Here is a 26649-nt window from a genome sequence, read left to right as displayed (position 1 = left end):
TGGGGTGTCGAGTACCGAAGACGAACAGCTAGCGGAATTGAAAGACTGGTGGCAGCGCAACGGCAAACCTCTGGTGACCGGCGGTCTGCTGGCTCTGGTCATCGTGTTTGGCTGGCAGGCCTGGCACAAGTATCAGAACAATCAGTCGCAAGGCGCTTCGGTGCTCTATCAGCAACTGCTGGAAACCACTCTGACGCCGGATGGCAAGCCTGATGCCGCCCGTGTTGCGGACCTGGCCGGCAAGCTCAACAGCGAGTTTGGCGGTACTGCCTACGCGCAGTACGGCAGCCTGTTCGTCGCCAAGGTGGCGGTAGACACCGGCAAGCTGGATGATGCGGCTGCACAACTGAAGGCCATCGCCGACAAGCCTGCAAACCCGACCCTGGGTGAAGTGGCGCGTCAGCGTCTGGCCCAGGTGCTGGCGGCGCAGAACAAGGCCGACGAAGCCCTGAAACTGCTCGACGGCGATGCCGACAAGGCCTTCCTGGCAACCCGCGAAGAGCTCAAGGGCGATCTGCTGGTGCAGTTGGGCCGTGTCGATGAAGCTCATGCGGCATATCAAAAAGCCAAGGCAGCGCTCTCGGATGAAGCGGCGGTCGGTGGCTTACAAATCAAGCTGGACGACCTGGCCAAAGGGGATGCATGACGTGATCCGTTGGAAACATGCAGCATTGCTGGCTCTGGCCTTGTTGGCCGCGGGTTGCAGCAGCAACAGCAAGAAAGAACTGCCGCCGGCTGAGCTGGTCGACTTCAAAGAAGAAGTGGTCCTGCAGAAGCAGTGGAGCCGTTCGATCGGTGACGGTCAGGGCGAAACCTACAACATGCTGGTACCGGCCATCGATGGTGACACCATCTATGCCGCCGACGTCACCGGTGTGGTGGTTTCCATGGATCGCATGAACGGCGACGTCAAATGGAAGAAAGATCTCGAACTGCCTGTTTCCGGCGCCGTGGGCGTGGGTTATGGCCTGGTCATGATCGGCACCCTGAAAGGCGAAGTGGTTGCCCTGGATGCTTCCAGCGGTGAAGAGAAGTGGCGTACCCGCGTGACCAGTGAAGTACTGGCTCCGCCTGCCACCAACGGTGACGTGGTGGTGGTGCAGACCCAGGACGATCGGGTGATTGGCCTTGAAGCCAGCACCGGTCATCAGATCTGGTTGTACGACAGCACCCCGGCGGTACTGACCCTGCGGGGCACCAGTGCCCCCTTGGCGACCAACCGTCTGGCCCTGGCCGGTCTTTCCACCGGCAAGGTGGTGGCCCTGGATATCCGCAACGGCGTGCCGGTGTGGGAGCAGCGCATCGCTATTCCACAAGGTCGTTCCGAACTGGATCGCGTAGTGGACATCGACGGCGGCCTGCTGCTGTCCGGTGGCACGCTGTATGTCGCCAGTTACCAGGGGCGTGTGGTGGCCCTGGACCTGGAGAGCGGTCGCCCGCTGTGGCAGCGTGATGCGTCCAGCTATGCCGGTGTGGCTCAAGGTTTTGGCAGCGTCTATGTCAGCCTGTCCTCGGGCACCGTGGAAGGCGTGGACGAGCGTTCGACCACGGCCCTGTGGAGCAACGACTCCCTGGCTCGTCGTCAACTGTCGGCCCCGGAAGTCTTCTCCAGCTACGTGGCTGTCGGTGACCTGGAAGGTTACCTGCACCTGCTGAGTCAGGTTGACGGTCGTTTCGTCGGCCGCACGCGCATTGACAGCGATGGCCTGCGCGCCCGTCCGCTGGTGGTGGGCGACATGATTTATGTGTATGGCAACAGCGGCAAACTGGAAGCCCTGACCATCAAGTAATGGTTTGACTATGCTTGGGGTTGATTCCCCAAGCGGCCTTGTCTCGACAAGGTTCGCAGCACGTCAAGGTGCTGCCCCGAGCACCAGCCGCTGCCACGCAGCGGCTTTTGTATTTTCGCAATTAACGCAGTGGAGAGCCGCATGGTTCCCGTAATCGCCCTGGTGGGCCGACCTAACGTCGGCAAGTCCACCTTGTTCAACCGCCTGACTCGGACTCGCGACGCCATTGTCGGCGACCTGTCCGGTCTGACCCGTGATCGCCAATACGGTGAGGCCAAGTGGCAAGGGCGTACCTATATTCTGATCGACACCGGTGGTATCTCCGGTGACGAACATGGCATGGACGAAAAGATGGCCGAGCAGTCGCTGCTGGCCATTGAAGAAGCTGATGTGGTGTTGTTCCTGGTGGACGCCAAGGCCGGGTTTACCGCGGCCGACCAGATGATTGGCGAGCACCTGCGCAAACGTAACAAGACCTCCTACGTGATCGCCAACAAGGTCGACAACATCGACCCGGACATGGCCCGCGCCGAGTTCGCGCCATTGGGCATGGGCGACGCGATTCCGATCGCCGGTGCCCATGGCCGCGGCATCACTCAGATGCTGGAAATTGCCCTGCGCGAATTCCCCAAGGATGACGCCGACGAGCCGGAGGAGGGTGAGGAAGAAATCGTCGCCGAAGGCGAGGAAGCCAAGCGCATTCCGGGCCCGAGCGAGAAAGACGGGATCAAGATCGCCATCATCGGTCGCCCCAACGTGGGTAAATCCACGCTGGTCAACCGCATGCTCGGTGAAGACCGGGTCATCGTCTACGACCAACCCGGCACCACCCGCGACAGCATCTACATCCCGTTCGAGCGCAACGACGAGAAGTACACGCTGATCGACACCGCCGGTGTGCGCAAGCGCGGCAAGATCCACGAGGAAGTTGAAAAGTTCTCGGTGGTCAAAACCCTGCAGGCAATCAAAGACGCCAACGTGGTGATCTTCGTCATGGACGCCCGCGAAGGCGTGGTGGACCACGACCTGAACCTGCTGGGCTTTGCCCTGGAAGCCGGTCGGGCCCTGGTGATCGCCCTGAACAAGTGGGACGGCATGCAGCCGAGCGAGCGCGACTATGTGAAGACCGAGCTGCAACGCCGGTTGTTCTTCGTCGACTTCGCCGATATCCACTTCATCTCGGCACTGCACGGCACGGGTGTGGGCAACCTCTACCAGTCGGTGCAGAACTCGTTCAAGTCGGCGGTGACCCGCTGGCCGACCAGCCGCCTGACCCAGATCCTCGAAGACGCCGTTGGCGAGCACGCGCCACCCATGGTCAACAACCGTCGGATCAAGCTGCGCTACGCCCACTTGGGCGGTGCCAACCCACCGCTGATCGTGATTCACGGCAACCAGGTGGAGAAGGTGCCCAAGTCCTACGTGCGCTACCTGGAAAACACCTACCGTCGGGTGTTGAAGCTGGTGGGCACGCCGATCCGTATCGAGTTCAAAGGTGGCGAGAACCCATACGAAGGCAACAAGAACACGCTCACCGACCGCCAGGTCAACAAGAAGCGTCGTTTGATGTCGCACCACAAGAAGGCCGACAAGAAACGCCGCGACAAGCGCTAAAAAGCAGCGGCAAGCTGCAAGTGACGAGCTGCAAGTGAGGGTAGGGAAGTCTTGCCGCTCGTGGCTTGCAGCTTGAAGTAGCGACAGAAGAAGGGGCCTTGGGGCCCCTTTTTTAATCGCCGCGCTTTGGGCTATTCTCGGGACCTCCCGCGCCGCCGTAGTGCCGGGTGTTCAGCAGGGAACCCTCATGATCACCAGTAAGCTGCCGCATGTCGGCACCACCATCTTCACGCAAATGTCCCAGCTCGCGGTGGAAACCGGAGCGCTCAACCTGTCCCAGGGCTTTCCTGATTTCGACGGCCCCCAGGCCTTGCGCGACGCGGTTGGCCGGCATGTCGCCAATGGCCATAACCAATACGCTCCCATGACCGGTTTGCCGGCTCTGCGCCAACAGGTGGCGGCGAAAATCGCTCGCAGCTATGGCGTCGAGGTCAATGCAGACAGCGAAGTGACCATTACTCCGGGCGCGACCCAGGCCATTTTCTGTGCCATCCAGACGGTGATTCAGCGTGGCGACGAGGTCATCGTTTTCGATCCTTGTTACGACAGTTATGAGCCGGCGGTTGAGCTGGCTGGCGGCCGTTGTGTGCATGTGCAACTGGGTCTTGAGGACTTTGCCATCGACTGGCAGCAACTGGGTGAAGCCCTGAGCCCGCGCACCCGGATGATCATCCTCAACTCACCGCACAATCCCAGTGGGGCCTTGATCAGCCGGGCCGAGCTGGACCAGCTGGCAGCGTTGATCCGTGATCGCGACATCTACCTGGTCAGCGACGAGGTTTATGAACACCTGGTATTCGACGGTGTGCCCCATGTCAGCGTATTGGCTCACGAGGAGCTGTATAAACGGGCCTTCGTCGTCAGTTCCTTCGGCAAGACCTACCACGTGACTGGCTGGAAGACGGGATATGTGGTTGCGCCACCGGCCCTGAGCGCCGAACTGCGCAAGGTGCATCAATATGTCAGCTTCTGCGGCGTAACCCCTTTGCAGTACGCTCTGGCGGATTTCATGGCCCATTGCCCGGAACATGTCGAGGAGCTGCCGGCCTTCTATCAGGCCAAGCGTGATCTGTTTTGCGACTTGCTGAGCGCTTCGCGTTTGCGCTTCAGCCGAGCGGCCGGTACTTACTTTCAACTGGTGGACTATGCGCAGATTCGTCCGGACTTGAATGATGTCGACATGGCGCAATGGATGACCCGCGAACATGGCGTGGCCGCCATTCCGGTGTCGGTGTTCTATCGGCAGCCGCCCCAGGGGCAGCGTCTGGTACGACTGTGTTTCGCCAAACGCGAGGAGACGCTGCGTCAGGCAGCGGAGAAGCTATGCGTGATCTGAGTGCATTACCCGATCTGAATCTGGCGTTGATTCAGACCACCCTGGCCTGGCATGACCGCCAGGCCAACTTCGAACACTTCGAGCAGTTGCTGGAGCAGGCCCGCGGTGCGGATCTGATCATCCTGCCGGAGATGTTCACCACCGGATTTTCCATGGAGTCCAGCACCCTGGCGGAGGCTGAGAACGGCCCCACCAGCAAGTGGCTGCGCTGCCAGGCGAAGAAGCTCGATGCGGTGATCACCGGTAGCGTGATCATCCAGGCGGCGGATGGCAGCCACCGTAACCGCCTGCTGTGGGCGCGTCCCGACGGCGAAGTCTGGCATTACGACAAGCGCCATCTGTTCCGCATGGCCGGCGAGCACAATCACTTCACTCCGGGCGAGCGCCAGGTGCAGTTCGAGCTCAAGGGCTGGCGCATTCGCCCGCTGATTTGCTACGACCTGCGCTTTCCGGTGTGGAGCCGGGATGCCCAGGACACCGATCTGCTGCTGTACACCGCCAATTGGCCGGGCGCCCGGCGTTTGCACTGGAACCGTCTGCTACCGGCCCGGGCCATTGAAAATCTTTGCTACGTGGCCGCGGTAAACCGGGTCGGCACTGACGGCAAGGGCTTTGCCTACACTGGTGACAGCCAGGTGCTGGATTATCAGGGCGAAACCCTGCTCAGCGCCGGTGAAGCGGATGGGGTGTTTCAGGTGCGCTTGAATGCCGGCGAGCTGGCGGCCTACCGCGCACGCTTTCCAGCGAACCTCGATGCCGACACGTTCATGTTCACCTAGGGCAGGTTGCGCCACACTTTTTTACAGATTGCCGATATCAAGCTTCAGGGACGAGCGCCGATAGGACGGATATTCAGGAGGAATCAAGCATGACCACCATCAACGCCAATGCCGTCAATCCTTATCCATTGTCCGCGCCGAAAGTCGTGACCGGGGAAGCTGAAGACGCCAGCCCGCTGGCGCCAGCTGTCCAGAGCAAGGAGGGCGAGGACAAGGAGCTGCGGGTCAACTCTGCCGGTGCCAGCATCGAAGCGGTGCGCAGTGGTGGCGATCCGGTCCGACAGTTGCAAAAGCAGATTGAGCAGACCCAGAAGATTCTGGAGCAACAACAGGCGCAATTGACCAGTACCGAGAAGGGACAGGCCAGTGATGAGCAGAAGGCCCAGCAGGTCATGGAGATTCAGGCGCAGATTGCCGTGACCAACAGCACTTTGCAGGTATTGCAGGCCGCTTTGCTGCAAGCCATGTTCAGCGTCGATGTTCATGCCTGAACCCAGTGCCGCGCCCATTTAACGTGGCGCCGGATGCAAAAAGGCCCCGAGGAGCAGAGCTCCCCGGGGCCTTTTTGATCAGCGCTGTTTAAGCCGCCTTGGCTTCCTGCTCGCTCAGGGAGCGGTTCAGGGCACTGAACAGCGCCTTGAAGCTGGCCGTGGTGATGTTTTCGTCGATGCCCACGCCGTGGACCGCACGCTCACCGTTGACCCGCAGTTCGATGTAGGCCGCCGCCTTGGCGTTGGTGCCAGCGCCGATGGCGTGTTCGTTGTAGTCCATGATCTCCACCGGAACCGGCAGCCCGGCCACCAGCGCTTCCAGGGCGCCGTTGCCCTTGCCACGCCAGTGCAGGTTGGTTTCGCCCTGGCCCTTGCTCGACACTTCCACTTCCACGGCGCTGTGGCCGTTCTCTTCCTGCAGGCGATGGCTGACCAGCGCGTACGGGGTGTTGGCCTGCAAGTACTCGCTGTGCAACAGCGCATGGATTTGCTGGGCGGTCATTTCCAGGCCCAGGCGATCGGTTTCCCGCTGCACAACCTGGCTGAACTCGATCTGCATGCGGCGCGGCAAGCTGATGCCGTATTCCTGCTCCAGCAGGTAGGCGATGCCGCCCTTGCCCGACTGGCTGTTGACGCGGATGACCGCCTCGTAGCTGCGACCGATGTCGGCGGGGTCGATCGGCAAGTACGGCACTTCCCACAAGCCATCGGCCTTCTGCTGGGCGAAGCCCTTGCGGATCGCGTCCTGGTGGGAGCCGGAGAAGGCGGTGTGGACCAGGTCACCGACATACGGGTGACGCGGGTGCACGGCAATCTGGTTGCACTCTTCCACCACTTTGCGCACGCCGTCGATGTCGGAGAAGTCCAGCTCAGGATCGACGCCCTGGGTGTAGAGGTTCAAGGCCACGGTGACCAGGTCGACGTTGCCGGTACGCTCGCCGTTGCCGAACAGGCAGCCTTCGACACGGTCGGCGCCGGCCATCAGGCCCAACTCGGTGGCGGCTACGCCAGTGCCACGGTCGTTGTGGGTGTGCAGGCTGATGAGCACGCTGTCGCGACGGTTGATGTGGCGGCAGAACCACTCGATCTGGTCGGCGTAGATGTTCGGTGTCGCCACTTCAACGGTGGCCGGCAGGTTGAGGATCACCTTGTTGGTCGGCGTCGCGTTCCAGACTTCCACCACGGCGTCGCAGACTTCCTTGGCGAACTCCAGCTCGGTGGCGCTGAAGGTTTCTGGCGAGTACTCGAACTGCCACTGGGTTTCCGGCTGCTGGGCGGCGTATTTGACGAACAGCTTGGCGGCGTTTACCGCGATTTCCTTCACCCCGGCCTTGTCCTGGTTGAAGACGATGCGGCGGAACGATGGGCTGGTGGCGTTGTACAGGTGGACGATGGCTTTCTTCGCCCCACGCAAGGATTCGAAGGTACGGGCAATCAGGTCTTCACGGGCCTGGGTCAATACCTGGATGGTGGTGTCGTCCGGGATGTGGCCGCCTTCGATCAGGGTACGCACGAAGTCGAAGTCGGTTTGCGAAGCGGCGGGGAACGAAGCTTCGATTTCCTTCACGCCCACGGCTACCAGGGTTTTCCAGAAGCGCAGCTTCTTGACCGCATCCATGGGCTCGATCAGCGACTGGTTGCCGTCACGCAAGTCCGAGCTGCACCAGATCGGCGCGCGGGTGATGGTCTTCGACGGCCAGGTGCGGTCCGGCAAGTTGATGGTCGGAAACGCGCGGTACTTGGAGGATGGGTCTTTGAGCATGGTCATGGAGAAATCCTTATGGTCCGGGCCGAGAAGAGGCGGCCTGCCGGTGAGTCAAGAGTGCAGTGTTGACGCAGGGGGATGAGGCACCGCGATTCAGCCTGGCAGTCGTGCGCTGACGAGGCAGAGGCTCCGGTGTTGACGACGCTGAATGAGGGTGTGAGAGGTTTTCATGCGCTCAACCCTAACCACTGAGATGAGAGATGGCAAGCAGTCGAAAAAAATTGAGAGGAATACTCGAAATTGAAGCTATATCGAGATTTTATGCTGGCTATTCTTGTAAAGAATATTAACGATTGCGCAGTCGTCCAGGCCTGCGCAATCCTCGTGGGGGCCGGCTTGCCGGCGATCAGGCCCGGGGATCAGGGCTGAAACGCCCCGATAAATATCGCCGGATCAACCCGCGCATCATTCAGGCTGACGTTCCAGTGCATATGCGGGCCCGTGGCGCGTCCGGTCGATCCGACCTTGCCCACCACCGCGCCGCGCGCCAGCGATTGGCCAACCTTCACGTCGATCTTCGACATGTGGCAGAACATGCTGATAAAGCCCTGGCCGTGGTCGACGAACACCGTGTTGCCGTTGAAGAAGTAGTTGCCGGTCAGGATCACCTTGCCAGCCGCCGGAGTCTTGATCGGCGTGCCTGCCGGTACGGCGAAGTCCAGGCCAGCATGGGGATTGCGCTCTTCGCCATTGAAGAAACGCCGCACGCCGAACTTGCTCGACAGCGGACCGTTCACCGGCTTGTCCAGCAGCAGGTTGCTCGGAGTGTTGGGGCTGAAGCTGCGATAGGCTCGGATCTGCTCCGCCAGTTCGCCATCGATGCGCTTGAGGTCCGCCGGGTTCGGGTTGACCTGGCGCGGGTTCTTCAGGGTGATGTGCTGTTCGGGGTACTTCTTGCTGCCCACCACGAAGTTCAGGCTGCGGTTGCCGGCGCTGATCTGCTGAGGACCGGGCTTGACCGTCAGCGGAATACCGACGATCGCCAGCCAGTTGTTCTGCTCCTTGACCACCAGCACCGGCTTGCCCTGATAGCTGGCATTGGGCGCCTGGGCGGCGTTGCCCAGGTCGACCACCGCGACGCCACCGGGCACAGGTTTGTTCAACAGGCGGGTGATGTAGCTGTCGGCGTGAGCATTGCAGGCCAGGCACAGCAACAGCAGGGAGCAGAGAAAACGCGGCATGGATCAATCCAGTAGAGAAAGGGTGACGGGCGTCAGGTGGTTGTCTTCGACCCGCACTTGCAACTCGCCTTCGCCCAGGCGGGCGGTGAGGCGCTGGCCATTGCGGGTCTGCTCGGCGCTGCGAATGGCCTGGCCACGATCGTCCAGCAGGATGCTGTAGCCGCGGCCTAGCGTTGCCAGGGGGCTGACCACGTGCAGGGTCTGCATCTGGCTGTGCAATTGCAGGCGCCGAGCCTTGAGGCCTTCACGCATGGCGCGGGGCAGTCGTTCGGCCAGGCTGTCCAGGCGCTGGCGCAGCAGCGTCAGTTGTCGACCTGGATGCTGGGCGCCGAGGCGGGTTTCCAGGCGGATCAAGCGTTCACGCCGGGTATTGAGGCTGCGTTCGAAGGCCCGGCGCAGGCGCATGTCCAGGTCATCCAGGCGCTGTGCTTGCTGGCGCAGGCGTTCGCCGGGATGGCGCAGGCGCCGGGCCAGGCCGTCCAGACGCAGGCGATCGCGCATCAGCCGGTCGCGGATGCGCATCACCAGGCGCCGATGCAGGCTGTCGATGCGGCGTTGCAGGTCGCTGGAGTCGGGGGCCAGCAGTTCGGCGGCGGCAGAAGGCGTGGGGGCACGAACGTCGGCCACGAAATCGCTGATGGACACGTCGGTTTCATGGCCGACGGCACTGACGATCGGCGTCACGCAGGCATCCACCGCCCGGGCCACGGCTTCTTCGTTGAAGCACCAGAGGTCTTCCAGCGAGCCGCCGCCACGGGCCAGGATCAGCGCGTCGAAGCCTCGGGCATCGGCCAGCTGCAAGGCGCGGACGATCTGCGCGGTGGCCTCGCGGCCCTGTACCGCCGTGGGGATCAGGGTCAGGGACACCTGGGGCGCCCGGCGGCGGAACACGCTGATGATGTCGCGGATCACCGCGCCAGTGGGGGAGCTGATGATGCCGATGCGTTGTGGATGGACCGGCAGCGGCACCTTGCGCTCGGCACTGAACAGCCCTTCGGCGCTGAGCTTTTCCTTCAATGCATCGAAGGCCAGGCGCAGGGCGCCATCACCGGCCGGTTCCACGGTGTCGAGGATCAGTTGGTAGTCGCCACGCCCCTCGAACAGCGAAACCTTGCCCCGGACCTTGACCGCCAGGCCGTCCTTCAGCGCCTGGCGGACCCGCGCGGCATTCTGCCGGAACAGCGCGCAACGCACCTGGGCGCCACTGTCCTTGAGGGTGAAGTAGACATGGCCGGAAGCCGGGCGAGCGAGGTTGGAGATCTCGCCTTCGACCCAGATATTGCTGAACACGTCCTCGAGCAGCACCCGGGCGCGGCCGTTGAGCTGGGTGACAGTGAGGACCTCGCGGTCCAGGCCGAGTCGTGCAAAGGGATCTTTAATCATGGGGCGCAGTTTAAGGGGCTGTCAGTCCATGGAACAACGCAATTCGATTGCCAATGATTGCGCAGCTGTTCGACAAACTGCGCCACCAGCGGCGTGGGGTCTTGCCGATAGGCGAGGGCGACGGTGCTCTGGCAATCGCTATCGGTCAGAGGCAGGAAACGCACGCTGGCCGGGGCGATGTCCTGCATCGATTCGGGCAGCAGGGCAACGCCGAAACCGCCCTGGATCAACTGCAATTGAGTGGTCTTGCGGGACATCACTCGCGCCGCCTTGGGAAAGAAACCCTGGCGCATGCACAGCTCGGCCGACAGGTAGCTCAAGCCCCCGCGCTGGGGATGGGGGATGGAGATAAAGGCTTCGTTGCGCAGTTGGGCCAGCTCCACCCCGTGGGCCGGCGGATCAAGGGCCAGGGGGTGTTGCGGCGGCAATGCCAGTAGCAGGGGTTCGCTGAACAAGGGCACGATTTGCACTCCCTCGCGTTGGCGCAGTACCGGCAGGCGCAGCAGGCCAGCATCCAGCCGGCCTTCGGCGAGCTCTTGCAACTGCGCCTCGGACGACAGCTTGACGATGTCCATCGAAGCTCCGGGGCACGCCTGCAGATACTCACCGATGCCCCCCAGCAGACGACCGCTCATGGGCACGGTGCTTGAGTGACTGAGGCGCAGAGTGCCCAGTTGCCCCTGGCCGACCTGGGTGGCCAGCTCGGCGGCCTTGTGCAGTTCGCTCAGCAGGTTGCGGGCCTTGGGCAGGAAGGCTTCGCCGGCGGCGGTCAGCCGAGGCTGGCGGGCAGTGCGTTGGAAAAGTGGGGTTTGCAGCTGGCTTTCCAGTTCCTTGATCTGCCGGCTGAGGGCTGACTGGGCAACGAACAGGCGTTCTGCCGCCGCGCCGAAGCTACCGCTCTCGGCAATTTCCACGAAATAGCGCAGTTGACGGGTTGAAATCACAAGGTATGCCTTTATGCGATGGGTTGAAGGCTTTGACGATATTAGTCGCAAGGCTCGCCGCTGGCTAAAGTCATGGCTGATTCGGTTGGGGAAGTTGCTGTGATGAGTGTGGTAATCGAAGGTTTGAACCAGTGGTCTTTCGGCCCGGGTGGTTGGTTGGCGATCGGCCTGGGCATCGCGCTGGCGTACATCGTGTTTGGCATTGCCGGTTTCGGCACGGCGCTGGTGGCGGGACCGATCCTGATCCTGTTCATGCCACTGTCGAAGATCGTGCCGTTGCTGGTGCTGCTGGATTTCGTCGCCGCCTTTGGCAATCTGCTGCCTTCGCGCCGGGACGTGGCCAAACCCGAGCTGTTGCGGCTGCTGCCCTGCATGGCGCTGGGTTGCACCTTGGGGGTGATTTTCCTGCTCAACCTCAAGTCCGATCTGCTGCTTCTATTGATGGGGCTGTTTATCAGTGCCTACGCCATCTACAGCTTGTGGGTGAAGGTGCGCCCGACTCAGCTGGCGGCCGGCTGGGCGGTGCCGATGGGCATAGTGGGAGGGATGTTTGGCGCGTTGTTCGGCAGTGGCGGCTTTCTATATGCCATTTACCTGAACAGCCGTTTGCCCAAGGACCCGGCCCGGGCCACTCAGAGTGCGTTGATCAGTTGCAGCACCGTGGTGCGTCTGAGCCTGTTCGCACTGGCCGGGGTGTATGCCGAGTTGCCGCTGCTGCTGTTGGCCGGGTGCTTGTTGCCGGCGATGGCGTTGGGTTTATGGGTGGGACGGCGCTTGACCATGAAGTTGTCCCGGGAGGCTTTTGTGCGCCTGGTGACCTGGCTGGTGCTGGCCAGTGGTGTTGCCTTGATCGGGCGTTACCTGAGCACTTGACCTGCGGGGTTCAGGGATTAAGCTGCGGGCCTTTCAATCGGTTCGCCGGGCCGGCTCCTACAATTGATGGTAGGAGCCGGCTTGCCGGCGCAAGCGCTCGTACCGTCCCAGCATGTTCCAGGCTTATCCATGAACTCGCAAAGCATCCTCGTCCCGAAAATTTCCACCCTGCCGGTGCACGAGCCCCGCGCCCGGGCCATCGTGCGCTGGCTGGTGCGCAAGAACATCGTCGAGGAAACCCTGAGCACTTGCGGGCGCACCGGCAATCGCATGGGCCATGCGATTGCGCCGGGGGCACGGGAGGTGGTGCTGCGCCCGGAGGCGCTGCCCTTCGGCGAGCCGATCAATGGCCTGGAGATCATCACCAAACGCTGCATCTATACCCCGGCCAAGGGCTTTCTCGAAGAAGCCGGCTGTGCCGAATGCCGGCAGGAAATCGGTGAGGCGCTGTTCGAGAGCCTGGAAGACTGGATGCCGGGGCGCACCGATAACTTCACCTGTCCCGAATGCGGTCATGAAGATGACATCAACGGCTTTCTGTTTCTTCAGGAATGCGGCTTTTCCAACTTGGGCTTTATCTTCAACAACTGGGCCGAAGCGGGTTTCAAACAGAGCTTTATCGACGAGTTCGCCGACTGGCTGGATCAACCGATAAGTTGGGTCAAGGTCGAGTTGTAGCGCGCTGATATCTCCATCTATCACTCCAGCGATATTAGACAGAGTTTTACATTGAGCCCGGGTAGGTGTCTGAGTATAATGGCGCGCTTCCATTTTCCCGCCCGGGAGCCCCCGCGATGCTGCGTATCAGCCAAGAAGCCCTCACCTTCGACGACATCCTCTTAGTGCCCGGTTATTCCGAAGTACTGCCTAATGAAGTCAGTCTAAAGACCCGTTTGACCCGTGGCATCGAGCTGAATATTCCACTGGTTTCCGCCGCCATGGACACCGTCACTGAAGCCCGTCTGGCAATCGCCATGGCTCAGGAAGGCGGCATCGGCATCATTCACAAGAACATGACCATCGAGCAGCAAGCTGCCGAAGTGCGCAAGGTCAAGCGTTTCGAAGCCGGTGTGGTCAAAGACCCCATCACCATCGAAGCCGACGCCACCGTGCGTGACCTGCTCGAACTGACCAACATGCACAACATCTCCGGTGTGCCGGTGCTGCACAACGGCGACCTGGTGGGCATCGTGACTTCCCGCGACGTGCGTTTCGAAAGCCGTCTGGACGTCAGCGTTCGCGAAGTGATGACGCCTAAAGAGCGTCTGGTCACCGTCAAGGAAGGCGCCGACAAGACCGCCGTCCGCGAGCTGCTGCACAAGCACCGCATCGAGCGCGTGCTGATCGTCGACGACGCCTTCGCCCTCAAGGGCATGATGACCGTCAACGACATCGAAAAAGCCAAGGCTTACCCACTGGCCAGCAAGGACGATCAAGGTCGTCTGCGTGTAGGTGCGGCGGTCGGTACCGGTAAAGACACCGGCGATCGCGTTGCTGCGCTGGTCAACGCCGGCGTCGACGTGGTGGTGGTCGACACCGCCCACGGTCACTCCAAAGGCGTGATCGACCGCGTTCGCTGGGTCAAAGAGAACTTCCCGCAAGTGCAGGTGATCGGCGGCAACATCGCCACCGGCGCTGCCGCCAAGGCCCTGGCCGAAGCCGGCGCCGACGCGGTCAAGGTCGGTATCGGCCCAGGCTCGATCTGCACCACCCGTATCGTGGCTGGTGTCGGCGTGCCGCAAATCAGCGCGATCGCCAATGTTGCAGCGGCGCTGGTCGGCACGGGCGTTCCGCTGATCGCCGACGGCGGCATCCGTTTCTCCGGTGACCTGTCCAAGGCCATCGTGGCCGGTGCCTCCTGCGTGATGATGGGTTCGATGTTCGCCGGTACCGAAGAGGCTCCGGGCGAGATCGAACTGTTCCAGGGCCGTTCCTACAAGGCTTACCGCGGCATGGGTTCCCTGGGCGCCATGTCCCAGGCCCAGGGCTCTTCCGACCGCTACTTCCAGGACTCCTCCGCGGGTGCCGAGAAGCTGGTGCCGGAAGGGATCGAAGGTCGCGTGCCGTACAAGGGCTCCCTGACCGCAATCATCCATCAGCTGATGGGCGGCCTGCGTTCTTCCATGGGCTACACCGGTAGCGCCAACATCGAAGAAATGCGCACCAAGCCGGAGTTTGTCCGCATCACCGGCGCCGGCATGGCTGAATCCCACGTCCACGACGTGCAGATCACCAAGGAAGCGCCAAACTATCGCGTAGGTTGATAGTGATCGCCTCCAGGCCCAGGCCCGGAGGCGATTGACGAATTTAGTAACCGGGGCTGTGTTTTTCAGCCCCGTGTCGTTTCTGAAATTAGACGAGACTGACCATGGCCCTCGACATTCACGCCCACCGCATTCTGATCCTCGACTTCGGTTCCCAGTACACCCAATTGATCGCCCGCCGCGTGCGTGAAATCGGGGTCTACTGCGAACTGCATCCGTTCGACATGGACGACGAAGCGATCCGCGAATTCGCTCCCAAAGGCGTCATCCTCGCCGGCGGTCCCGAGTCCGTGCACGAAGCCAACAGCCCTCGCTGCCCGCAAGCGGTGTTCGATCTGGGCGTTCCGGTCTTCGGCATCTGCTACGGCATGCAGACCATGGCCGAGCAAATGGGCGGCAAGGTCGAAGGTTCCGAACTGCGCGAATTCGGTTACGCCCGGGTTGACGTGGTGGGCAAGAGCCGCCTGCTGGACGGCATCGAAGACCACGTCGACGCCGACGGCCTGTTCGGTCTCGATGTGTGGATGAGCCACGGTGACAAGGTCACCAAGATGCCCAAGGACTTCCACATCCTGGCCAGCACCCCGAGCTGCCCGATTGCCGGCATGTTCAACGACGAGCTGCGCTACTACGGCGTGCAGTTCCACCCGGAAGTGACCCACACCAAGCAGGGCGGCCGCATCCTGTCGCGCTTCATCCTCGACATCTGCGGCTGTGAAGCGCTGTGGACCCCGTCGAAGATCGCCGAAGACGCGATTGCCCAGATCCGCGCCCAGGTCGGCAGCGACAACGTCCTGCTGGGCCTGTCCGGCGGCGTCGACTCTTCGGTGGTCGCGGCCCTGCTGCACAAGGCCATCGGCGACCAGCTGACCTGCGTCTTTGTCGACAACGGCCTGCTGCGCCTGCACGAAGGCGAGCAAGTGATGGCCATGTTCGCCGAGAACATGGGTGTCAAAGTGATTCGCGCCAATGCCGAGGAGCAGTTCCTCAACAACCTGGCCGGCGAGTCGGACCCGGAGAAGAAGCGCAAGATCATCGGCCGTACCTTCATCGACGTGTTCGATGCCGAATCCTGCAAGCTGGAAAACATCAAGTACCTGGCCCAGGGCACCATCTACCCGGACGTCATCGAGTCGGCTGGCGCGAAAAGCGGCAAGGCCCATGTGATCAAGTCGCACCACAACGTGGGCGGCCTGCCGGAAGAAATGAACCTCAAGCTGGTTGAACCGCTGCGCGAGCTGTTCAAGGACGAAGTCCGCCGTCTGGGCCTGGAGCTCGGCCTGCCGTACGACATGGTCTACCGTCACCCGTTCCCGGGTCCGGGCCTGGGCGTGCGCATCTTGGGTGAAGTGAAGAAGGAATACGCCGACCTGCTGCGTCGCGCCGACCACATCTTCATCGAAGAACTGCGCAAGGCCGACTGGTACCACAAGGTCAGCCAGGCATTCGTCGTATTCCAGCCGGTGAAATCGGTGGGCGTGGTGGGCGATGGTCGTCGTTACGCCTGGGTTGTGGCCCTGCGCGCCGTGGAAACCATCGACTTCATGACCGCACGTTGGGCGCACCTGCCTTACGAACTGCTGGAAACCGTCAGCGGCCGGATCATCAACGAAATCGAAGGCATCTCCCGCGTGACTTACGACGTGTCGAGCAAGCCGCCGGCCACCATTGAGTGGGAGTGATCCCACAGCCTCACGCTAGTCAGGCTTGGGTGAAAGGGACGAGTATTTTCTAGTCCGCTAAGAAGGCCCCTGATCGCGAGATCAGGGGCTTTTTTGCTAAAGAAAACGGGCCGCCCTGCGAGGCGGGTCATCGGATAGGGATGTTGAGATGAGCGTGTTTGGCAAGTTGCTGCGAACCTTGGGCCTGGCGGCAGAAGCGCCTGAACTGCCGAGCGCGACAGCGCAGCCATTGTCGCGTTTTGATCGTTTTGCCGCGGACAATCGCGAAGCCTTTGCGCTGATCGGCACCTTGCCGGAGCAGGAGATTGTGGCTGAAGAGAGGCGCCTCGCTGCCCAGGTGACGGACATTCTGCTGTCGCTCAAGCCGTTTATGGTGGAGGGGGTGTCGCGCCTGGAGATTCAGGAGCATGTGCTCCAGCAGCTTGATAGCCGGCAGTTGCTGCCTGCGCTGGTGGGCTACAAGGGGTACCCCGCAGCCGTTCCTGTCTCGGTGAATGCGGAGCTGATCAGTTGCCTGCCCTCGGAGAAACTCTTGCCGGCCAGTGCATTGGTCAAGGTCGAGGTCGTGGTGTCATCCCACAAGGGGTATGGGGCCCAGTCCTGGACCTTTGCCACGCCTGGGGCCAGCGCGGAACAGTTGCGTCTGCTGAGTTGTGCCAAGGATGCTCTGGAACAGGGCTTGCAACAGGTCCGCAGTGGTGAGCCTCTGGGGGCTATCGGTGGTGCTATCCAGGATGTGCTGGACGTCCAGGGATTCAGCGCGGTGGCTGAATATTGCGGCTATGGCATGGGCAGGCAACGAATCCAGGCGCCCCAGGTACTGGGGTACCGCGTAAAGGATAATTCCGAGCTCATGGTGGCCGGGCAGGTGCTGAATATTCAGGTGTTGGCCAAGGCCGGCTCCGCTCACGTCCGGGTGATGCCCAACGGCTGGAATGTGGTCGCTGGTGATCGATGCGATGGGGTGGTGGTCAGTGCCATGGTCCGAGTAACGGAGGAGGGAGCAGAGCGTTTCAGCCGATTCGTCGATTGAAGTCTGCGTTACAAAAAATGGCGATCACACCTTGGGTGGATCGCCATTTGTATGTCCAGGTATTGGAAACCCCGGCTTTTTCGTATGCGCGCAATACCGGGAAAGATATTGCCCCGTTTAGCCTCAGGGGCGCGGTCTACCCTTCGAGTCTGCACCTCACTGTTTTGCCTTGGCAGCGAATTATCCGCTGAGCGACGTTGATCAGATTGTTTTTGGTTGTCAGTTGACAACCTTGTATTCCTGACGATACTGGAGGCTATGGATGGCTCGTGCAACTCATCCCAAGAAGGACATTGAAATGGCCCTGCGCTACGCCGAATGGCAGGGCTGGCGCATCGAGGTCGGCGGTGGTCATGCCTGGGGGCGGATCTACTGCCCGTACAACAACGAAGTGTGTCGCTGTGGCGAGTTCTGCATCACCAGTGTCTGGCGTACACCGAAGAACCCGACCCAGCACGCCCGGGCGCTTTGCCGGGTGATCGACAACTGCACCGTGAACCAGCTGCGTGGGGCCCAGGCGCCGGCAGCCCGTCAGGAGTAAGCACCATGGAATACCTGTTCACCCTCAACTATCTGCTGCCGCTGGAGGGCTGCGATCCGCTGCAACTGGTGGAGCGCCTCGGTGCGGCGGGGTGCACCGACGTTCTGGTCGGCACCGGCCTGGCCGGGCGTCTGGCCCTGGAGTTCAGCCGCGAGGCCGAGAGCGCCGAGGCGGCGCTGCTCAGCGCCCTGGGCGATATCAAACGGATCATCCCCGAGGCGCGGCTGGTGGAGGCCAGCCCGGATTTCGTCGGCCTCAGCGAGATCGCCGAGATCGTCGGCGTATCACGGCAGAACATGCGCAAGCTGATGCTCGGCCACGCCGACAGTTTTCCCCTGGCGATCCATGAAGGCAGCACTTCGCTGTGGCATCTGGCGGAGGTCCTGAGCTGGCTGGACAGCAAGGGCGGCTACCCCCTCAAGCACCCGGTGATCGAGGTGGCGCGGGTGGCGCAGCAGGTGAACACCGCCAAGGAGTCCAAGCGCATCGGCCCCTTGAGCGGTGAACTGGTGGCACTGCTGGGCTGACGGGGCAGGGTGGGGCTTAGCGCCGGGCCACGTCGGAGAAGTAGAACTTGTCCAGGGTGTGCCGTGATTCGGTGTACTCGAACTGCCGCCCGTCCTGGAGAAAGGTCTGGTTGCTCACCACGATCACATGGCTCTGGCCGTCCAGGTCGAGCAACTGCTGGTCGTCCTTGCTCCGCGGGCTGGCCTCGATGGTGCGCTGGGCATAGCTGATGTTCAGTTGCAGGGTCTGTTCGATGTAGGCGTAGATCGAATGCTCGGCGATCTGCCGGTCCAGCCCCGGAATCAGCTCGGCGACAAAATGGTTGATGTCGAGAATCACCCGCTTGCCATCGATTCGTCGCACGCGCTTGATCCGCGTGATCAGGCTGCCTTCTTCCGCCTGCAGATGGTTGCGCAGGGCGCCTTGCAGGGGGAACTGGCTGAACTCCACCACCTCGGTGCTGACGTCATCCCCCAGGCGCGGATAGGTTTCCTGGAAGCTGACGATGCCACCCAGCTGGAATTCGATGGGCGTCGGCGAGAGCACGAAGGTGCCCTTGCCATGGATCTTCTGCGCGAATCCGCGCTCCTGCAGCAATTCGATGGCCTTGCGCACGGTGCCGCGACTGGCCTGGTAGCTGTCCATCAACTCTGTTTCCGAAGGCAGGCGGGCGCCGCGCTCCAGGCGTTCGGTGGTGATGCTGGCAAGCAGATCGCTGTAGATCTGGTTGTACTTACTCATGGGATGGCTCTGTGCCGGAGTGTGCTCAAGGCAGGCACCTTAAGGGCTGGACGGGGCATTTGTCCATGCGCCCGGGCAAGGGCTGCGCGGCTGGAAAAGGCCGGGCCCAGGGGCGTCTTGGTAGAAAATTCCAAACTCGTCTGTACGAGTTGTTGATTTAACTCGTACAGACGAGTAATTTGCCCCTCGGCGTGCTGCCAATAACAAAAATCTCAGGTGGAAGAACAAGCATGAGCCACGACTATTCAACGATCGCCAGCGATTTGCTGCACAGCCTCGGTGGCGCCGACAACCTCGAACAGGCGGCCCACTGCGTGACCCGCCTGCGCCTGGCCCTGAAGGATGCGAGCCTGGTCGACAGCGCCACCCTCAACCAGATCGACCTGGTCAAAGGCTCGTTCTTCACCGGTGGTCTGTTCCAGGTGGTGATTGGCCCCGGCGAGGTGGAAAAGGTCTATGCCGCCTTGCGCCAGCAGACCGGCCTGGCGGCCTCGACCATTGCCGATGTGAAGGACAAGGGCGCGCAAAAGACCCACGCCATGCAGCGTCTGGTGCGGGTGTTCTCCGATGTGTTCATGCCGATCCTGCCGGCGCTGATCATCGCCGGCCTGCTGATGGGGGTGAACAACCTGCTGGGGGCCAAGGGCATGTTCATCGAGGGCAAGACCCTGCTTGAGGCCTACCCGGGCCTCGACGGGCTCTGGAGCCTGATCAACCTGATGGCCAACACCTCCTTCGTGTTCCTGCCGGCCCTGGTGGGCTGGTCGGCGGCCAAGCGCTTTGGCGGCAGCGAGATCCTCGGCATCGTCCTCGGCCTGATGCTGGTGCACCCGGACCTGCTCAATGCCTGGAACTACGGCAAGGCGGTGGCCGGGCTGGACGGCCAGAGCCTGCCGTACTTCGATATCTTCGGTCTGTTCCAGATCGAGAAGGTCGGCTACCAGGGGCAGATCCTGCCGATCCTGCTGGCGGCCTATGTGATGAGCGTGATCGAAAAGTGGCTGCGGGCCCGGGTGCCCAACGCCATCACCCTGCTGGTGGTGCCCATCACCACCATCGTGGTCACCGGCGTGCTGGCCCTGGCGATCATCGGTCCGGTGACCCGGCACCTGGGGATTCTGATCACCGAAGGCGTGGTCACCCTGTTCGAGCTGGCGCCCATGCTTGGCGGCGCGATCTTCGGCCTGCTCTATGCGCCGCTGGTGATCACCGGCATGCACCACATGTTCCTGGCCGTCGACCTGCAACTGATCGCCACCCAGGGCGGCACCTTCATCTGGCCGATGATCGTCATGTCCAACCTGGCCCAGGGCAGCGCGGCCCTGGCGGTGTTCATCATGAGCCGCAATGCCCGGGACCGCAGCATGGCCTCGACCTCGGCGATTTCCGCCTACTTCGGCATCACCGAGCCGGCGATGTTCGGCGTCAACCTGCGCTACAAGTTTCCCTTCTACGCCGCGCTGATCGGCTCGGCCCTGGGCAGCGTGTTCCTGTCGCTGAACAAGGTCCAGGCCTCGGCCATTGGCGTCGGCGGGCTGCCGGGGTTCATCTCGATCATTCCCCAGTACATCCCGATGTTCGTCATCGGCATGCTCATCGCCCTGGTGGTGCCTTTTGTCCTCACCTGCGGCCTGAGCCTGAAGATCATCCGCCCCGGTTATCGCGTGGCCTGACCGGCCCTGTAGGCGCCGGCTCGCCGGCGAATGTCCTCGCACTTTCCAAAGGATTCCCCCCATGCAAGACTGGCAGCGTTCGGTGATCTACCAGATCTACCCGAAGAGTTTTCACAGCCACCAAGGCCAGCCCACCGGTGACCTGCTGGGCGTGGTGGACAAGCTCGACTACCTGCAATGGCTGGGGGTCGACTGCCTGTGGCTGACCCCGTTCCTGCGCTCGCCGCAACGAGACAACGGTTATGACATCAGCGACTACTACGCCATCGATCCCAGTTACGGCAGCATGGCCGACTGCGAGTTGCTGATCGCCGAAGCCGGCAAGCGCGGGATCAAGCTGATGCTGGATATCGTGGTCAACCACACCTCCATCGAGCACGCCTGGTTCCAGCAGGCCCGCAGCAGCCTGGACAACCCGTACCGGGACTTCTACATCTGGCGTGACGCGCCCAACAACTGGGAGTCCAAGTTCGGCGGCTCGGCCTGGGAGTACGAGGCCCAGACCCGGCAGTACTACCTGCACCTGTTCGATCACACCCAGGCCGACCTCAACTGGGACAACCCCCAGGTGCGCGCCGAGGTGTTCAAGATGATGCGCTTCTGGCGCGACAAGGGCGTCGGCGGCTTCCGCCTTGATGTGATCAACCTGATCTCCAAACCGGCGGATTTCCCCGAGGACCAGAGCGACGGCCGCCGTTTCTACACCGATGGCCCCAACGTCCACCAGTACCTGCAGGAGATGCACCGGGAAGTGTTCGCCGGGCACGACCTGGTGAATGTCGGCGAGATGTCCTCCACGTGCCTGGAGCACTGCATCCGCTATTCCCATCCGGAGTCGAAGGAGCTGTCGATGACCTTCAACTTCCATCACCTGAAAGTGGACTACCCCAACCAGCAGAAATGGCTGCGGGCCGATTTCGACTTCCTCGAACTCAAGCGCATCCTCTCCGACTGGCAAACCGGCATGCAGGCCGGTGGCGGCTGGAATGCGCTGTTCTGGTGTAACCACGACCAGCCGCGAGTGGTTTCGCGCTTTGGCGACGACGGCGAACACCGGGTGGTGTCGGCGAAGATGCTGGCCACCGCGCTGCACCTGCTCCAGGGCACGCCTTTCGTCTACCAGGGCGAAGAGCTGGGCATGACCAATCCGCATTTCGAGCGCATCGAGCAGTATCGCGATGTCGAGACCCTGAACATCCACCGTCTCAAGCGCGAGGCCGGTGAAGACCCGCAGGCCATCATGGCGGCGATCCAGCAGAAATCCCGGGACAACGGACGCACGCCGATGCAGTGGCATGCCGGGGTCAATGCCGGTTTCAGCAGCGCCGAGCCCTGGATCGGGATACCGGCCAACGCCAGCCAGATCAATGTCGCGGCCCAGCTCGATGACCAGGATTCGGTGCTGCATCACTATCGTCGGCTGATCGCTTTGCGCCGCCAGGAGGCGCTGATCCAGCACGGCCTCTATCACCAGTTGCTGCCCGAGCATCGACAAGTCTGGGCCTATGTGCGTGAGGGCGACGGCGAGCGCCTGCTGGTGGTGAACAACTTCTATGGCGCGCCGTGCGAGGTCGAGTTGCCGGAAGCAGTGATCAGCACCGGTATGCAACAGCGTCTGCTGATCAGCAACTACCCGGACCACGAGCCCCGCAGCCAGCACTTGCACCTGCGGCCTTACGAATCCTTCGTCCTGCACCTGACCCTGTAGCAGCCGGCTTGCCGGCGAACCGGGCCAGGGCAGCTTTCTGGCCGGGCGCCTACGAATTCGAACAACACAATAAAAATAATCGGTGGCTTATGAGAACAACCATAAATCGTGCTCTGGCGGCGTCCTGCCTGTGCCTGGCCTTGCCCTTTCCGGCCCAGGCCCTGGAGTTTGCCGGCTACCTGCGCAGTGGCCTGGGCACCTCGGTCAACAGTGGCTCGCAATCCTGCTTCCAGTTGCCCGGCGCGCAGTCCAAGTACCGCCTGGGCAACGAGTGCGAGCAGTACGCCGAGCTGGAGTTGCGCCAGGACCTGTACACCCTGGATGACGGCTCGGTGCTCAGCGTCGACGGCATGGCCTCGCTCTACAACCGCTACGACCGCAACCTGAGCTTCCAGGGCGAAAACGGTTCGGCGCGCATGCCGCAGATGTACGCCCAGTGGTCGAACCTGCCCAGCCTCAATGGCGGCTCGCTGTGGGCCGGGCGCCGTTACTACAAGCGTAACGACATCCATATTTCCGACTTCTACTACTGGAACCAGAGCGCCACCGGCGGCGGGGTCGAGGACGTGCGCATCGGCGATCTGAAATACAGCTACGCCTTTTCCCGCAAGGACAACCTCTACCAGAAGCAGGCGGTGAGCCGTCACGACTTCAACGTCGCCGGCTTCCAGACCAACCCCGGCGGCGAGCTGGAGCTGGGCCTGAGCTACCTGGAAAAGCCCGATCGCCGGGGTGCCCACAATGGCTGGGCGCTCACCACCCAGCATGTGCAGAAGGACTTCTTCGGCGGCAAGAACAAACTCGCCCTGCAATACGGCGAAGGCCCCGGCACCGGCCTGGGCTATACCGGCAATCCCTACCTGGATGACGGCAACAAGAGCTATCGCCTGGTGGAGTTCTTCGACTGGCAGGTCACCCCGCGTTTCGGCGGCCAGATCGAGGCGGTCTATCAGAAGGACATCCGCCCCGACGGCCAGGACCAGAACTGGATCTCCCTGGGCGTGCGCCCAGCCTACGCCATCACCGAGCAGTTCAAGCTGGTGACCGAGTTCGGCCACGATCAGGTGGAGGCGCCCGGGGGCACGCGCAAACTCAGCAAGTTCACCTTCGCGCCGACCTGGTCACCCAAGGGCCCGGACTTTTGGGCCCGGCCGGAGGTGCGCCTGTACTACACCTACGCCAGCTGGAACGAGGCCGCCAAACGCGCGGCCAATGAGTTGGCGGCCGGTTCCGCGCTGTCCGACAGCGGCGTGTTCGGCAGCGCCCGGCACGGCGCGAACGTCGGCTTGCAGGTCGAGTACTGGTGGAAATAAGCGATGCTGTCGGGGCTCGCGCTCCATCGGCACTTCAAGGAATCATTAGCAGGTGACGTCATGGCCATAACCCAACCCTTGCAATTGCTCGCGCCCCTGTCCGGGGTGCTGCTGCCCCTGGAGCAGGTTCCGGACCCGGTGTTTTCCAGCCGGGTGATCGGTGACGGGCTGTGCATCGACCCGACTTCCCAGACCCTCTGCGCACCGCTGTCCAGGGTGGTCAGCAACCTGCAACACAGCGGCCATGCAGTCAGCATCACCGGTGAACAGGGCCAGCAGGTGCTGCTGCACATCGGGCTGGACACGGTGAACCTGGCGGGCAAGGGCTTCACCTGCCTGATCGAGGAAGGTCAGCAGGTCACGGCAGGCCAGCCGCTGATCGAGTTCGACGCTGACTACCTGGCCCTGCACGCCCGCAGCCTGCTGACCCTGATGCTGGTGGTCAGTGGCGAAGCGGTGACCGGGCTGGTCGGCGACAGCGTGCTGGTGGAAACAGGGCAGCCGGTGCTGCGCCTCGACCCTACCACCGCAGCCGCGCACACCCCGGAGGTCGCAGGGCAGGCGCTGTTTTCCGAACCGCTGATCCTCGGCAACCCCCAGGGCCTGCATGCGCGCCCGGCGGCGCTGTTGGCCCAGGCGGCCAAGGGCTTTGCTGCGAATATCTGCTTGCATCGGCGCGAGGACTCGGCCAATGCCAAGTCCCTGGTGTCGATCATGGCCTTGCAGACGGTGCAGGGCGATGCCTTGCAGGTCAGCGCCGTGGGCGCGGATGCCGAGCAGGCGATCCAGGCGCTGGTGGCGCTGCTGGCGTCCGGTTGTGGCGAAACGATCAGCGCCGCAGCAAGCCCCGAACCACGGGTGGTGCTTGATGATGCGCTGGATCCGTTGTGGCGAGGCGTCTGCGCGTCACCGGGCTCGGCATTCGGTCAGGTGTTGCAAGTGGCCGAGCAGCGCCTGCAGATACGCGAAGCGGCAACCAGCCCGCAGCAGGAGCGCGAGTCTCTGGGGCGGGCCCTGGCCCAGGCCCGGGAGGCTCTGCAACTGCTGCGGGACAGCGCCAGCGGTGACGCCCAGCAGGAGATCTTCCGCGCCCATCAGGAGCTACTCGACGACCCGAGCCTGCTGGAGCAGGCCGACGCCCTGATCGCCACCGGCAAGAGCGCGGCCTTTGCCTGGAACAGCGCCATTGAACTCACCGCCGAGTTGTTCAAGGGCCTGGGCAGCAGCCTGCTGGCCGAGCGCGCGGTGGATCTGGCGGACGTCGGCCAACGGGTGCTCAAGCTGCTGCTCGGGGTGCAGGAGCAGGCCCTGAACCTGCCGGATCAGGCGATCCTGATTGCCGAGCAACTGACCCCTTCGCAGACCGCGAGCCTGGACACGACCAAGGTGCTGGGGTTTGTCACCGTTGGCGGCGGCGCCACCAGCCATGTGGCGATTCTGGCCCAGGCCTTGGGCCTGCCGGCGATCTGTGGCCTGTCGCCGCGGGTGCTATCGCTGGTCAATGGCACCCGGGTCCTGCTGGATGCCGATCGCGGCGAACTGCATACGGACCCGGACCCGCAGCGGGTGCAGCAATTGCAGGCCCTGCGTCAGCAGCAGCGCCAGCGCCAGCAGCAGGACCTGGCCCAGGCCGCGCATCCCGCGGTGACCCGCGACGGCCATCACCTGGAAGTCACGGCCAATATTGCCTCCCTGGCGGAGGCCGAGCAGGCCATGAGCCTGGGCGGTGAAGGCGTCGGCCTGTTGCGTTCGGAGTTTCTCTACCAGGACCGCAGCCAGGCCCCGAGCCCCGAGGAGCAGGCCGAAACCTATCGGGCCATTGCCCGGACCCTGGGGCCGACGCGCAATCTGGTGGTGCGGACTCTGGACGTCGGCGGCGACAAGCCCCTGGCCTATGTGCCCATGGACCGCGAAGCCAACCCCTTTCTCGGCCTGCGCGGCATCCGCCTGTGCCTGGAGCGTCCGGAACTATTGCGCGAGCAGTTGCGGGCGATGCTCGCCTGCGCTGGAGAGGCCCGCCTGCACATCATGTTGCCGATGGTCAGCCAACTGGCGGAGCTGCGTCAGGCGCGCCAGCTACTGGATGAAGAGGTCCAGGCCCTGGGCCTCGCGCAGCGACCCAAGCTGGGAATCATGATCGAGGTGCCTTCGGCGGCCTTGATGGCGGATCGTTTTGCCCCGGAAGTGGATTTCTTCTCCATTGGCACCAACGACCTGACCCAGTACACCCTGGCCATGGACCGCGATCATCCGCGCCTGGCCAGTCAGGCCGACAGCTTCCATCCATCGGTGCTGCGCCTGATCGCACGCACGGTGCAGGCCGCCCATGCCCACGGCAAGTGGGTTGGCGTCTGTGGCGCGCTGGCTTCCGAGCTGCTGGCGGTGCCGCTGTTGCTGGGCCTGGGGGTGGATGAATTGTCGGTGAGCGTGCCGCTAATCCCGGCCATCAAGGCCCGGGTGCGGGAGCTGGACCTGAGCCAGTGCCAGGCCTTGGCTGCGAGGATCATCGATCTGGAAGACGCGGTTCAGGTACGTGAGTGCCTGCAACGGCAGCAAGTCACAACCGACTCACTGGTTCTGGAGAACTGAAGATGTTCGAGAAATTGCAACGGGCGTTCTGGAAGGCCCTGACTCCAGACCTGATCCCTGATCAGCCGAAGGCCCCGACGGCCAGCGCCAGCCGGCTCAATGCCGCGATGCTGCAGGCCTTGGGCGGCAGCGCCAACATCAAGAGCCAGCAACCCCTGGCCCTGACCCGCTTGCGCGTGGAACTGCATGATCCGCAGTTGCTCGATGCCAGTGCCCTGCGGGTGGCCGGGGTGCCGGCGGTGATGCCTCTGGCCGGTGGCGTGGTGCATCTGCTGGTGGGCTTGCAGGGCTGAGGGGGCTTGTTCGCCGGCAAGCTGAACTGGCCTAATGATCCCGGACACCTCTTAAGGGCGATATGATTCGCCCAATCAGGAGGCTCCATGCAAGAACGAAAGACCTATACCCGCGAGTTCAAACAACGTGCTGCAAGCATGGTTCTCGA

General features: G+C 62.7%; 23 protein-coding genes. 18 read left to right on the top strand and 5 right to left on the bottom strand.

Annotated features, from left to right (window positions below):
• Nucleotides 1–4 precede the first annotated feature (4 nt).
• From GWQ44_RS24875 to GWQ44_RS24850, 6 genes are all read left to right on the top strand, one after another.
• Entirely contained in the window at nt 5–646 is a 642-nt protein-coding gene (locus GWQ44_RS24875) for a tetratricopeptide repeat protein (RefSeq protein WP_016968331.1), read from the top strand.
• Nucleotides 639–1790 (top strand): outer membrane protein assembly factor BamB, encoded by a 1152-nt coding sequence (gene bamB / locus GWQ44_RS24870; RefSeq protein WP_016968330.1) that lies wholly within the window; start codon nt 639–641, stop codon nt 1788–1790. Before GWQ44_RS24875 ends, bamB begins: the two co-directional genes overlap by 8 nt.
• A 141-nt stretch (nt 1791–1931) precedes the next feature.
• Nucleotides 1932–3404 carry a ribosome biogenesis GTPase Der gene (gene der, locus GWQ44_RS24865; protein WP_016968329.1) on the top strand — a complete coding sequence of 491 codons (1473 nt, stop codon included), beginning with the start codon at nt 1932–1934 and terminating at the stop codon, nt 3402–3404.
• Nucleotides 3405–3591: 187 nt separating this feature from the next.
• Entirely contained in the window at nt 3592–4740 is a 1149-nt protein-coding gene (locus tag GWQ44_RS24860; RefSeq protein ID WP_275928477.1) for a pyridoxal phosphate-dependent aminotransferase, read from the top strand.
• Nucleotides 4728–5519: an amidohydrolase gene (locus GWQ44_RS24855; RefSeq protein WP_016968327.1), complete on the top strand. Its 792-nt coding sequence runs from the start codon at nt 4728–4730 to the stop codon at nt 5517–5519. The genes GWQ44_RS24860 and GWQ44_RS24855 overlap by 13 nt, the downstream gene beginning before the upstream one ends.
• A gap of 89 nt (nt 5520–5608) precedes the next feature.
• Entirely contained in the window at nt 5609–6010 is a 402-nt protein-coding gene (locus GWQ44_RS24850) for a hypothetical protein (protein WP_275928476.1), read from the top strand.
• Between the two features lie 88 nt (nt 6011–6098).
• Here GWQ44_RS24850 and leuA read toward each other — a convergent pair whose 3' ends face one another.
• The 4 genes from leuA to GWQ44_RS24830 form a co-directional block, all read right to left on the bottom strand.
• Nucleotides 6099–7778 (bottom strand): 2-isopropylmalate synthase, encoded by a 1680-nt coding sequence (leuA, locus tag GWQ44_RS24845; RefSeq protein ID WP_016968325.1) that lies wholly within the window; start codon nt 7776–7778, stop codon nt 6099–6101.
• Nucleotides 7779–8134: 356 nt separating this feature from the next.
• A complete protein-coding gene (locus tag GWQ44_RS24840) occupies nt 8135–8956 on the bottom strand; it encodes a peptidoglycan DD-metalloendopeptidase family protein (RefSeq protein WP_275928475.1) in 822 nt (273 codons plus the stop codon).
• Between the two features lie 3 nt (nt 8957–8959).
• A complete protein-coding gene (gene xseA, locus GWQ44_RS24835; RefSeq protein ID WP_275928474.1) occupies nt 8960–10339 on the bottom strand; it encodes an exodeoxyribonuclease VII large subunit in 1380 nt (459 codons plus the stop codon).
• Entirely contained in the window at nt 10336–11283 is a 948-nt protein-coding gene (locus GWQ44_RS24830; RefSeq protein WP_275928473.1) for a LysR family transcriptional regulator, read from the bottom strand. The genes xseA and GWQ44_RS24830 overlap by 4 nt, the downstream gene beginning before the upstream one ends.
• Before the next feature lie 102 nt (nt 11284–11385).
• On the opposite strand from GWQ44_RS24830, the gene GWQ44_RS24825 reads away from it, so the two are divergent.
• The 7 genes from GWQ44_RS24825 (at nt 11386) to GWQ44_RS24795 (ending at nt 18203) form a co-directional block, all read left to right on the top strand.
• Nucleotides 11386–12156: a sulfite exporter TauE/SafE family protein gene (locus GWQ44_RS24825; protein ID WP_016968320.1), complete on the top strand. Its 771-nt coding sequence runs from the start codon at nt 11386–11388 to the stop codon at nt 12154–12156.
• Between the two features lie 129 nt (nt 12157–12285).
• Nucleotides 12286–12834, top strand: a complete 549-nt coding sequence (locus tag GWQ44_RS24820) for a hypothetical protein (RefSeq protein ID WP_016968319.1) — start codon at nt 12286–12288, stop codon at nt 12832–12834.
• A 116-nt stretch (nt 12835–12950) separates the two neighbouring features.
• A complete protein-coding gene (gene guaB / locus GWQ44_RS24815) occupies nt 12951–14420 on the top strand; it encodes an IMP dehydrogenase (protein WP_047305953.1) in 1470 nt (489 codons plus the stop codon).
• 104 nt (nt 14421–14524) lie between these two features.
• Nucleotides 14525–16102, top strand: a complete 1578-nt coding sequence (guaA, locus tag GWQ44_RS24810) for a glutamine-hydrolyzing GMP synthase (protein ID WP_199009698.1) — start codon at nt 14525–14527, stop codon at nt 16100–16102.
• 148 nt (nt 16103–16250) lie between these two features.
• Entirely contained in the window at nt 16251–17135 is an 885-nt protein-coding gene (locus GWQ44_RS24805; RefSeq protein WP_275928472.1) for a M24 family metallopeptidase, read from the top strand.
• Between the two features lie 262 nt (nt 17136–17397).
• Nucleotides 17398–17676, top strand: coding sequence for a hypothetical protein (locus GWQ44_RS24800; protein ID WP_042942202.1), 279 nt, complete (start codon nt 17398–17400; stop codon nt 17674–17676).
• Nucleotides 17677–17681: 5 nt separating this feature from the next.
• On the top strand, nt 17682–18203 hold the full coding sequence (locus GWQ44_RS24795) for a hypothetical protein (RefSeq protein ID WP_016968315.1): 522 nt from the start codon (nt 17682–17684) through the stop codon (nt 18201–18203).
• Between the two features lie 16 nt (nt 18204–18219).
• On the opposite strand, the gene treR is transcribed toward GWQ44_RS24795, so the two are convergent.
• Nucleotides 18220–18924, bottom strand: a complete 705-nt coding sequence (gene treR / locus GWQ44_RS24790; RefSeq protein ID WP_016968314.1) for a trehalose operon repressor — start codon at nt 18922–18924, stop codon at nt 18220–18222.
• A 230-nt stretch (nt 18925–19154) separates the two neighbouring features.
• Between treR and treP the strand changes: the two genes are divergently transcribed.
• From treP to GWQ44_RS24765, 5 genes are all read left to right on the top strand, one after another.
• On the top strand, nt 19155–20597 hold the full coding sequence (gene treP, locus GWQ44_RS24785) for a PTS system trehalose-specific EIIBC component (RefSeq protein WP_047305920.1): 1443 nt from the start codon (nt 19155–19157) through the stop codon (nt 20595–20597).
• A gap of 61 nt (nt 20598–20658) precedes the next feature.
• Nucleotides 20659–22305: an alpha,alpha-phosphotrehalase gene (gene treC, locus GWQ44_RS24780; RefSeq protein WP_275928471.1), complete on the top strand. Its 1647-nt coding sequence runs from the start codon at nt 20659–20661 to the stop codon at nt 22303–22305.
• 89 nt (nt 22306–22394) lie between these two features.
• Complete coding sequence (locus GWQ44_RS24775) at nt 22395–23618, top strand: carbohydrate porin (RefSeq protein WP_275928470.1); 1224 nt, start codon at nt 22395–22397, stop codon at nt 23616–23618.
• Nucleotides 23619–23678: 60 nt separating this feature from the next.
• Nucleotides 23679–26207, top strand: a complete 2529-nt coding sequence (gene ptsP, locus GWQ44_RS24770) for a phosphoenolpyruvate--protein phosphotransferase (protein ID WP_275928469.1) — start codon at nt 23679–23681, stop codon at nt 26205–26207.
• 2 nt (nt 26208–26209) lie between these two features.
• A complete protein-coding gene (locus tag GWQ44_RS24765) occupies nt 26210–26500 on the top strand; it encodes a PTS transporter subunit EIIB (RefSeq protein ID WP_016965774.1) in 291 nt (96 codons plus the stop codon).
• The last annotated feature ends 149 nt before the right edge of the window (nt 26501–26649 follow it).

Origin of the sequence: Pseudomonas sp. 3MA1 (genome assembly GCF_029237275.1) — a bacterium.
Lineage (GTDB): Bacteria > Pseudomonadota > Gammaproteobacteria > Pseudomonadales > Pseudomonadaceae > Aquipseudomonas > Aquipseudomonas fluorescens_AP.
Note: the sequence above shows the minus strand (reverse complement) of the source record. Positions and strands in the feature narration are given on the sequence as shown.

Coding starts and splice junctions, on each gene's coding strand:
- bamB (WP_016968330.1), top strand. CDS start 639: ATGCATGACGTGATCCGTTGGAAACATGCAGCATTGCTGGCTCTGGCC.
- der (WP_016968329.1), top strand. CDS start 1,932: ATGGTTCCCGTAATCGCCCTGGTGGGCCGACCTAACGTCGGCAAGTCC.
- GWQ44_RS24860 (WP_275928477.1), top strand. CDS start 3,592: ATGATCACCAGTAAGCTGCCGCATGTCGGCACCACCATCTTCACGCAA.
- GWQ44_RS24855 (WP_016968327.1), top strand. CDS start 4,728: ATGCGTGATCTGAGTGCATTACCCGATCTGAATCTGGCGTTGATTCAG.
- GWQ44_RS24850 (WP_275928476.1), top strand. CDS start 5,609: ATGACCACCATCAACGCCAATGCCGTCAATCCTTATCCATTGTCCGCG.
- leuA (WP_016968325.1), bottom strand. CDS start 7,778: ATGACCATGCTCAAAGACCCATCCTCCAAGTACCGCGCGTTTCCGACC.
- GWQ44_RS24840 (WP_275928475.1), bottom strand. CDS start 8,956: ATGCCGCGTTTTCTCTGCTCCCTGCTGTTGCTGTGCCTGGCCTGCAAT.
- xseA (WP_275928474.1), bottom strand. CDS start 10,339: ATGATTAAAGATCCCTTTGCACGACTCGGCCTGGACCGCGAGGTCCTC.
- GWQ44_RS24825 (WP_016968320.1), top strand. CDS start 11,386: ATGAGTGTGGTAATCGAAGGTTTGAACCAGTGGTCTTTCGGCCCGGGT.
- GWQ44_RS24820 (WP_016968319.1), top strand. CDS start 12,286: ATGAACTCGCAAAGCATCCTCGTCCCGAAAATTTCCACCCTGCCGGTG.
- guaB (WP_047305953.1), top strand. CDS start 12,951: ATGCTGCGTATCAGCCAAGAAGCCCTCACCTTCGACGACATCCTCTTA.
- guaA (WP_199009698.1), top strand. CDS start 14,525: ATGGCCCTCGACATTCACGCCCACCGCATTCTGATCCTCGACTTCGGT.
- GWQ44_RS24805 (WP_275928472.1), top strand. CDS start 16,251: ATGAGCGTGTTTGGCAAGTTGCTGCGAACCTTGGGCCTGGCGGCAGAA.
- GWQ44_RS24800 (WP_042942202.1), top strand. CDS start 17,398: ATGGCTCGTGCAACTCATCCCAAGAAGGACATTGAAATGGCCCTGCGC.
- GWQ44_RS24795 (WP_016968315.1), top strand. CDS start 17,682: ATGGAATACCTGTTCACCCTCAACTATCTGCTGCCGCTGGAGGGCTGC.
- treR (WP_016968314.1), bottom strand. CDS start 18,924: ATGAGTAAGTACAACCAGATCTACAGCGATCTGCTTGCCAGCATCACC.
- treP (WP_047305920.1), top strand. CDS start 19,155: ATGAGCCACGACTATTCAACGATCGCCAGCGATTTGCTGCACAGCCTC.
- treC (WP_275928471.1), top strand. CDS start 20,659: ATGCAAGACTGGCAGCGTTCGGTGATCTACCAGATCTACCCGAAGAGT.
- GWQ44_RS24775 (WP_275928470.1), top strand. CDS start 22,395: ATGAGAACAACCATAAATCGTGCTCTGGCGGCGTCCTGCCTGTGCCTG.
- ptsP (WP_275928469.1), top strand. CDS start 23,679: ATGGCCATAACCCAACCCTTGCAATTGCTCGCGCCCCTGTCCGGGGTG.
- GWQ44_RS24765 (WP_016965774.1), top strand. CDS start 26,210: ATGTTCGAGAAATTGCAACGGGCGTTCTGGAAGGCCCTGACTCCAGAC.